This window comes from Streptomyces sp. NPDC026377 (genome assembly GCF_055567715.1).
In genome coordinates this window covers 25,323-34,231 of the sequence record NZ_JBVHPV010000032.1, presented here as the reverse complement: position 1 = coordinate 34,231, position 8,909 = coordinate 25,323, and the positions used below count along the sequence as shown (strand labels likewise).

Sequence of the window (8,909 nt, the reverse complement as noted above, 5' to 3'; positions counted from 1 at the left end):
GTCCCACTCCGCGTTCGTCAGATCCCCACGGCCCATACAGACAGCCTGGCCTCAACACCCCACCTCTGTCAGGAGATCCGAGAAACAGTGCCTAGTGCTGGATTCCTCAAAGGAGGTACACATATCGTCGGCGTAAGAGGCGAGTTGATGGTGCGGGTCGCCCCCATACCCAGGGCCGGGCTCGGGTGTTGAGCTGGGATGTTGCGAGGCGGGTGGCTTGGTCGATCTCGGGTGGTCCGGCGAAGGACTGACCGGCGAGGGCGGCCTTGCGGAAGATGCACCACCAGCCTTCCTGGAGGTTGAGGCAGCAGGCGCCGACAGGAATGAAGACGTGCCGGATCCTGGGGTGGCCCTCCAGCCAGATCCGGGTGGACAGGCTGTTGTGGGAGGACAGGTTGTCGGCTACCACGTAGATGTCACCGAGAGGGTTGGCTGCCTCGACTTTCTGAAGAAACTGCTGGTAGAAGGCACTATTGCGGGAGGAGGCGGTCATGGTGGTCTCGTGTCCGTCCCGTATTCGCAGCGCGCCGTAGACCCAGGTCTTCTCCGGCCCGCGGCCGTAATCGACTGCAGACTTGATGCGGTGGCCGTCCGGCGACCAGCCCGGCGCCGACGGGAATGTGCGGGGGATCACCGGTCCGAGCTCGTCGGCACAGACGACCGTCGCGCCTTCGGGCGGGCAGGTATAGAGCCCGATGATCCTGGTCCTTTTCCCTCGAAGTCCACGTCTCGAGCGGGTCCAGGACCGGGTGCGGCGCCAGCGCACCCCTTCGGCCAGCAGGATCCGGCGGACCTGGCTGCGGCCGACCTCGATGCCCAGTCGCTGAGCCTCAGCAGCCAGCGCGTCCAGGGTCCACTCCGGCGGCCCGGACTCATCCTCCGCCGCCAGCTCTCCATTCGCCTGCACGGCCAGCCGGCCCGGCGGCGACTGCTTGACCAAGCCGATGATTCTTGAGCGTTCCGCCTCGGTGATCCGCCGCTTGCGGCCCCGCCCGCCCAGATCCTCCAAGCCGTCCAGACCCGAACGGTTGAAGCGGTGCAACCAGCAGCGGACCGTCTTGGGACTACACCTCAACTCGTCCGCGATGGCCGGCACACGCTGCCCGGACCAGCTCAATTCGACCATCCGGGCCCGCAGCACCAGATCCCGCGGCGCCTTGCGCGCTCGCGACAGCCGACGAACGACCCGCTGCTCATTCTCGTCACGGCTCGGCCGCGCCCGTAACACCACCGTCCAGCACCCGCCCCCGAGCACCCGAACCACCCCGCCACAAGGACATATACCCGGTGAATGTGGAATCCAGCACTAGGCGCTGCTGTCGGTGGAGGCCGCCTCCACGCTGCGCCGGGCGGAGGCGGAACAGCGCCGGGTAGAGCAGGAGGACGAGCTGGTCCGGGCGCGTGCCCGTACCGCCTTCATCGAGGCAGCTGCGGACGGATGTGCCAATGACTACGTCCGGCTCACTCCGCGTCCGCGCGACGCCCGCCGCCTATGGGCCTTCGCAGCCGATTCTCGGAGTCCGAACGAATTAGGAGCGGATGCCCGGTGGCTTGCCCCGAGGGTCGGAGCGGGCCGTAGCAGCAGAGGCAGGCCACCAGCGAGGGTGCCCGTCATGAGCACGGACCAGACCCCCATCCCCTCCGGCCAACGCACTCAGCACCCGTGGTGACCGGTGCGGGAGCGGCCATCGGCGTCCTGGGCGGGATGATCGGGCTGGGCGTCGCCGAATTCCGCCTGCCGCTGCTGATCAGCTTCTGCGGATTCGCTGCGCTCTCGGCCGTCATCCTGAACAAGGCGATGAGCCTGATCGTGGTCCTAGTCGCGCTGCCTGCCCGGTTGGCCGCGGTCCCGGCCGCCGAGGTCGCCGCCCGCTGGCCCGTCGCGGCCAGCCTCCTGGCCGGCAGCCGGTCACCACGCGACAGTTCCCTCCGGCCGGCATACCGATGCGCCTTGTCGGGAACTCAACCTGATGATGCCCAGGTGTACGCCGAGGCAGGGTCTGGGAGGGGAGCGCGATGAGACGTGTGCTTGCGGCTGCGACCAAGCACTCTGCCTGGGCTTGGGATTGGGACGCCCTGGTGGGGCTCGGCACTCTGGCCCTAGCGCTCGGTACCGGCGGCCTTGCCTTCTACACATGGCGGTTGGCCCGCGCCACGGTAGCTGAGCAGCGGGCCCAGTCACTGCCCGCGCTGCTGCCCATCACCGGCCACTACGGCCCACGTTCGTCGGACAACGAAAACGTGTTCACAGTCAGCATCCGCAACACCGGACGCGGGCCAGCCGTCCACGTACGGGCCGCCCTCGAACTCCCCAACACGAGCGGGAGTATCGGCCCCGAGCCGTGGTCGCTTGGCCTCATGAACGTCGGCGACAGTGTGAACCTTAATTTTACCGAGGTGCCGCCCGACTGGCAGGCGGCTCAGCTGCTACTTGACTACCTCGACGGATCCGGCACTGACCACGCGACATCCGTCACTCTCACTCGCAACCCGCAACCGGGCCCGCCCGTACACATCTACGACGTCCGCACCTGGGCTAATCACAAGGTGACTGGTCTTGGCCCGCCGATTTACCCGCAACCAGGGCTTCGTAACGCTGCGCCCATCTACCGGGCCAGGAAAGGTTCCGTAGCCCAGGCGCGGACGCCGTAGATGGGTACGCTCCACGGGAGGGCGGGTCATGCCAAGGGTGATGCTGAGGAGGCCGTCCTGCACGGGGCAACGCTGTGCTGCGCCTCGATCTCCACGGCATGAGGGGCGTCGGTGCCCGGTGTGCGGCCCTGGCGGCTGTGGGCGCCAGACCCAGCAGCGGGTGCTGCTGACGGGCGTGTACTGGCGCCAGAAGTCGGTGTCGCTGAGGTTGACCATGTTGACGTAGACGTTGCGGTGGCCGCCTTCGCCAGTCGACTGACGGACGTGCTGCGCTCAGGAAGCGACTCACTGACCTGTAGATCAGGGTGGGAGTGTATGTCCGACGGGCAGCGAACCGCTTCCTGTACCGCCACGGGCACGTTCCCCGCGCCGTCTCTGCGCGGCGGCTGCACACGTCACCAGCGCATGCCGAGGGCGTTGAGTTCCGCCCGGCGCCTAGGGTTGAGTTTGGTGGCGCGTCACCTCGTGTTGTCGAGGAAGGTGCCGAGCTTGACCTGGACTGTGGTCTCTACGGCCGTCCGGTGGCTGCCCGGGTTGTCTCGGGGGTGGTGTCCGGTGTCTGGTCGCTTGAGTCGCTCGACGTGCTTTCTTGGGACGTTCAGATGCCCTTCCCGTGCTAGTACTGCCGTGCGGCCGCGAGGTTGAGGGCCCATTTGGCGTCCTGCGTGCGCGTCACCGGTTGCGCCGGCGCCTGGAGCGGCTCCACTCCCAGGATCTCCAGCAGGACCCGCTGCCCCACCGACAGCTGCTCCCACCCCGCGCGTTGTGCGGTGACCCACCGCCCGAGGTCTTCGCCTTGGACGATGACCTCACCCGCAGCCAGCGGCAGCGGCCCGCCGTTGTCGGTGTGGGCTTTGGTGAGCTGGAAGCAGCACTGCCAGTTGGCATCCCATGCGGGGCACCAGCCGGGGCCGAGGTCGTCCAGCGCGTCCATGCGCGTCGGTGGCATTGCCCCGGCCGCGTCCACGGACAGCCCCGCCTCCCGGCGCGCGATGTTCACCAGCGCCCTCCGCCCGGCCGCCCGCTGGTTCTTGGCCCAGACCCCGATGGGATAGCCCTCCCACACGGCTGTGGCCGGGGGCAGGAAGTGGCCGTGCGCGGCCGTCCAGGACCGCGCCACCGACAACCCTTCCTCAAACGCCACGCCCTGGTGTGACCACACCATCCCCAGTCCATCGAGCTGGGCGGCGCGCTCCGCACTGAGGCGCCCGGCGTTGTAGTGCCTGCGCTGATCCGCCAGCCACGTCCCCAGCGGGAACCCCGCAGGCCGCCATTCCCCGGGGGTGATGTAGTCGTACGCCACCCTCAGCTCCGCCGCACCGGACTCGGTCACGTACCGGGTGGCGGCCTGAATGCCCCGCCGCCAATACCCGTTCTCCGGCTCGATCACCCGCAGCCTCACAAACCGCGCCAGCTCCGCCGGATCACGCGGCGTACTGAACCGCAGCAGCCGCGCCGCCGTCCCACCCCGCACCAGCCCGCTCTCTGTCCCCAAGGCGCCGTCGTCCGCGCCCTGGCCCTCGTCCTCTCCACCCCTTTCAGCGTCCCAACTGCCGCTACGCGGCCGGGAATCGGCAAGAGCTTCGATGGTCTCCGTGTCGTGCGCCCGCAGTGCTTCGAGGATCTTCGCGAGTGTGCCGTACGCATCCGAGATGAGCATTTCATTGTTTTCCTCGTCCGGTCCGAGGAATACCGGCACGATAAGTGAGGCGACTTTCCCCTCGCCGGGATTCATGCGCAGAGCACGCCCGACCATCTGCACAATATCGACCATCGACCCCCGAGCATCACAGAAAGCGACCGCGTCACATTGGGCTGTATCAACGCCTTCCCCGAGCACTTTTACGGAGCTCAAAATCCGCAATGCGGCCGGTTGCGGAGTCTCCTTTCCCGGCATGTCGATGACGTCGGACGCGAAGGTGTCCAGCACCGCCCTGCGGTGGCCGGGGGCGTGTTCACCGCACAGCCAGTCCGCCCACACCCGCTCCACAGGCGCGTACCGGCCCGGCTCCTGATCGTGCAACTGTGTGGCCACAGCGGCCACACCCTGCGCCATGGCTTCGGCCTCGGCGACGCGGCTGTGGAGGGTCAGGATCTTGCGCAGGTTCTCCTTCGCCGCCGCAGTGAGCAGACCGGTCTGCAACGCCGCCAGGCGTGCCCCGCGCACCGCATCCGAGCCCCGCTCACCCAGCGCGTAGGCCTGGTGGAGCCCAGGGTCACGGATGTCGATGCAGATGACTTGGTAGGGGGCGACCAGGCCGCGGTTGATGGCTTCGGACAGCTTCAGCTTGTAGGCGACCGGACCGAACACCTCCGAGTCCTCGTCCATGCTCGCGACCAGCCGTGCCGCGCCTTGCTGGTTACCGGGGCTTGGGCTTCCCAGATGCGGGCGGTGGCGGTCATGTACAGCCGGCGCACAGCAGGGATCTTCTCCTGGTCGTGCACGGCGGCCCAGGACTTCGCCGCACCACCGACCGGAAGGGGCCGCAGCTGTGAGCTCGCTACTGCACGAGAGCGAACTGCGCCACGAGAGCGACGTGGTGTGGCTGGAAGACCCGACGCCGCTCGACTACGTCCGCCACGCCCTGGACAAAACCCCCCGCCGACGCGGCAAGCCCCGCTACCACCGTGACGGCCGCATGATCGGCTACACCGAACTCGACCAGCACGCCGAAGCCGACCCCGACAGCGGCCTGCACCGCCGCCGGGTCTTCTTCCTCCTGCCCCACGACCGCGACACCCAGCCCGACGGCGTCTACCAGATCGGCGCCCCCGGCGAAGCCGTTGACCCCCGCACCATCGAAGCGGGCCGCGTCGGCGAGAAGACTCCCCGCTCCCAGCAGGGCACTGGCGCCATAGTGGTAGCTGGCTCCTGACTCCTCTGCGAGTGAACGACCGCACGGACACGCCACACGAGGACGCTCGCGGAGCTCCGCCAGGACTGCACCGCCCTGAACGCTGCTGACCCTACGGGGCCCACCCGCAGTGGGACCGCCGAACTCCGCGTGATGGAAGTTGAGGTTGCCCGATGCTGCTGCCCGGTCGAGGGGGCGCACTCGGCAGTGCTGCGAGTGAACAAGGTACGGCCGCTGTGGATGAGCCTCTGTTCCCGACGCCGGATGTGCCTGTGAGAGCAAAGCCGCGCAATCGGAGAATGGCGCCTGCGCTACGCCGTCTACCCGAGGGCCCGAATCCATGCTGTACTGCAGGCATGGCGGATTTCTGGGGGGCTATCGGGGCCGTAAGCGCCGCAGTGGGCACTGTATTCGTGATCATCGCCTCGTTCTTCGCCTACTCGCAGATCAAGGAAGCGCGCCTCTCGCGGAACGTGCAACTTCTCCTCTCCTTCCAGGAGAAGTATCACGCATCGGCGGCGCGTCATTTCCGATGGCGCCTCATACTTGGCGAGTTCGGACCGCCTGAGAATTTTGACCCGGCCAACATGAGTAGTGACGATTACCATTCCTTCTGGCAACTTCACGATCAACTGGAAATTCTAGGAGTGTTGGTCGAGAAAAAACTACTGACCTTCGACCTCGTGCTGGCCTGCTTCCACCGCTCCCCGCCGCAGGTATGGGCTGCTATCGAGCCATTCATCCTGGAACGGCGCACCCACGCCTCTCCGCTTGAGAGCGTGCACTTCGAGCGACTAGTGCGCCGTTACCAGAGCTCACGTGTCCTAGGCGTTGAGTACTGGGATCGGCAGGGCGTCTTGTGAGAGCACCTCAGTAACTTGACGTGCTCAGTCGAAAACCAGTGGATTCGAGCAGGGGGCGAGGCTGCGGGTTGTGGTCTTCAGGGCCTAAGAGGGTTTTCCCGTGGGGATATAATTGTCAGCGGCGGTCTTTACGGTCCTGTCGTGTTGTGCGAACCATTTTCCGGCGAAAATCGGTAAACGACGCACTCGGGTTGATCCCTGGCACCTCGGTGACCGGATCTCTTGGCTGCCTCGCCCTGCGCATGGTCCATGAGGATCAGGATTCGGATCCCTGGCAGCGTGGCCAAGGGGGCCCACTGGGCTACGGGGCGTGGGAGCCTGGCAGTCCGCTGTCCGGCAAGGTCGCGAGAGCGCCGGGCATTGCCGGTTAGGTAGCGATTCGTTGCAGCTCATCGAGTTTGTCGAGCAGGGCAGCGAGCGCAACCGTTATGTAGTGCGAGGCTCGCAACTCCTTCTCAACACGGGTGAACTTTCGCCCAAGTTCCTCTTCGGTGGATGACGTCTCGCCGAGCAGGATCGGGACGTCTCGCTCCAGGCTGTAGAAGGCGCCCCGACATTCATGCAGGTGCGTCATCGCGCGTTGCAGATGAAGATAGTCCGCGGTGGGCAGCCAGCGCAGACCGAGGCTCTCCAAACGTGGCCGAATCTCTTCGTCCAGGTTTCTCCAACTCACCGTAATGTCGCCGAGCCATTCGTTGACGGTCCTGCTGTGACGATCAGCCAAACATGCGTCGATTGCTCTCTCCCGCTCTGCATGCTCGGCCCGGAACGTGTTTCGGAGGTTGTCACTTGTTGGCTGCATGCGTAGTGCACGCATCGCACCGGTCTGCTGGTGGTTGGACATCCCCAGCGCACTCAGCTCTCGCTTGAGTTCGCTCATATCGGTTGGCGCGAGGTTCTGCAAGAGCGCCTCTCGTAGCTGGTCAACAGCCAGTCGAGCCCGTCGAACTGTGGCCCGGCGTTCCTGCGCCTCAGCCTGGTGAGTCCCCAACCAGCTCAACATGATCAGGGCTGTCGGGACGCCGAAGAGGACGCTCGTCATGCTGGAGAGCAAGTTGGTCAGGAAGCCGCGATGCTCCCACCACCCGCGTGTGTCTCCATAGACCCCGATGGACGCCATCACCACACCGAGCGGCACGGATATGCAGGTAACCCACCGCGCCGAAGGTGCAGTTTCAGTCCAGAACCTGGCCACGCGGTTCATCGTGCCTCCCATTCGATTCAGGAGGCGACGGTAGCGGTACGAAGCCCGCACAGCGCGCGCACCATGGCCAACAACACCGTCCCCCAACAAGACCGCCGAGAAGGAAGAGTCCGCCGCGGCCGCCGATAGCGACAGCTGGCTCCTGACTCCACGTGCTGCTGGTCGAGGCGTGCGACAGTCGTCGGGGTCTTGAGCGTCCAGAGCTGCTCATCTCTCTCACGCGCGTGTGCAAAGCGCGGTAGCCTCCAGCCTCCACGTGAGCGCGGCACCCTGACCGCTGGCACGAAAGGAGCCGCAGATGCTCCTCGCGCAGTCTCTGGCCAACACCGTTGTGACCACCGTGCCTGTCGCGGCGCTGACCACGGTCCTTCTCGGGTTCGTTATGGCTCACTGGCTCGCTCGCCGGCAGGAATTCGGCAAAGCACGGGCGGTTGCCGAGATCGCCTTGCGTTCACGATTCCACGCCCTGCGTTCGCAGGCCGAGTACACCTACTCGATGCAGCAGGCCATCAGAACGTACGACCCGCAGTTCCTTCGCCACGAAGAGGTATTCGAGTTCCTGGCAGTATCGGTGGAGCACGCCCAGGCTCTCTCGAACCGGCAACAGCGCAAGATCCGCTGCGCTCGTCGATCTCTGCGGCGAGGACCGCGTACGCCAGGCGGAGGACGTCGGGGTTGCCGTGCGCCAGGCGGCCCCTGCAGGTGCGGAACCGGCAGAGATCTTCGGAGTCTTTCTCCGCCTGCAAGGGCACACAACTCTCCGCACGCTACGGAACGGGTCGGAGGTCCAGGACGGACTACTGGGTGCGCTGGCCAGGGCACAGAGCCCCCACGAGGTACACCCACAGGCCCTTGAGGCCTTGGACCGCCTGTTGTCCACCGTGGGGGCTCGGGTAGGCCTCACGGGACGGCAGCCATCTGCGTCGTGACGCTGCCGTTCTACGACGCCCCGTCAGCTCGACTGCCTCGCGGTTTCGGCGGCCGCGAACTTCACCGCGTCGTTCTCGCCCACCAGTTGGCGCGGGCGGACATCGAACAGCCACCGGCCGCCGTTCGGCATGATCGCGAGGAAGTCCGGGATGTGTTCAGCACGTCCCCCTACGTGCTCGAAAGCGATCCGGAACGGCTGGGAGCACCTCGGCCACCGTCACGAAGTCGAGCGCCAGCAACAGCCTGGACTCCTCCAAGGACTCGAACCCGTGATGACGGCCGGTAGAAACCATGAAGTGCAGCCCCGGACGATGCCGCTGTCGAGCGCGCCAGGTGAACCTGCGTACGGGCTGAGTCGACAACACCGGCACCGTCGCCAGGTCCCGCACCGGACCGACGACCAGG

The 8,909-nt window shown here is 66.3% G+C and carries 6 protein-coding genes and 1 pseudogene; 4 read left to right on the top strand and 3 right to left on the bottom strand.

Annotation, left to right across the window (positions count from 1 at the left end; genetic code table 11):
• Positions 1 to 106: 106 nt before the first annotated feature.
• Entirely contained in the window at positions 107 to 1,231 is a 1,125-nt protein-coding gene (locus tag ACZ4MU_RS34430; protein WP_467883473.1) for an IS630 family transposase, read from the bottom strand.
• 417 nt (positions 1,232 to 1,648) lie between these two features.
• On the opposite strand from ACZ4MU_RS34430, the pseudogene ACZ4MU_RS34425 reads away from it, so the two are divergent.
• Positions 1,649 to 2,020 (top strand): annotated as a pseudogene (locus ACZ4MU_RS34425) (hypothetical protein); the annotation flags it as partial.
• Positions 2,017 to 2,652 (top strand): hypothetical protein, encoded by a 636-nt coding sequence (locus ACZ4MU_RS34420; RefSeq protein ID WP_467883472.1) that lies wholly within the window; start codon positions 2,017 to 2,019, stop codon positions 2,650 to 2,652. The pseudogene ACZ4MU_RS34425 and the gene ACZ4MU_RS34420, both read left to right, overlap by 4 nt.
• 616 nt (positions 2,653 to 3,268) lie before the next feature.
• On the opposite strand, the gene ACZ4MU_RS34415 is transcribed toward ACZ4MU_RS34420, so the two are convergent.
• The gene (locus ACZ4MU_RS34415) at positions 3,269 to 4,981 is read right to left on the bottom strand and encodes a helicase associated domain-containing protein (RefSeq protein WP_467883471.1); all 1,713 of its coding nucleotides are present in this window, start codon (positions 4,979 to 4,981) and stop codon (positions 3,269 to 3,271) included.
• Positions 4,982 to 5,144: 163 nt separating this feature from the next.
• Between ACZ4MU_RS34415 and ACZ4MU_RS34410 the strand changes: the two genes are divergently transcribed.
• Positions 5,145 to 5,528, top strand: a complete 384-nt coding sequence (locus ACZ4MU_RS34410) for a DUF6009 family protein (protein WP_467883470.1) — start codon at positions 5,145 to 5,147, stop codon at positions 5,526 to 5,528.
• Between the two features lie 335 nt (positions 5,529 to 5,863).
• The gene (locus tag ACZ4MU_RS34405) at positions 5,864 to 6,370 is read left to right on the top strand and encodes a DUF4760 domain-containing protein (protein WP_467883469.1); all 507 of its coding nucleotides are present in this window, start codon (positions 5,864 to 5,866) and stop codon (positions 6,368 to 6,370) included.
• Positions 6,371 to 6,737: 367 nt separating this feature from the next.
• Here ACZ4MU_RS34405 and ACZ4MU_RS34400 read toward each other — a convergent pair whose 3' ends face one another.
• A complete protein-coding gene (locus tag ACZ4MU_RS34400) occupies positions 6,738 to 7,574 on the bottom strand; it encodes a hypothetical protein (RefSeq protein ID WP_467883468.1) in 837 nt (278 codons plus the stop codon).
• Positions 7,575 to 8,909 lie beyond the last annotated feature (1,335 nt).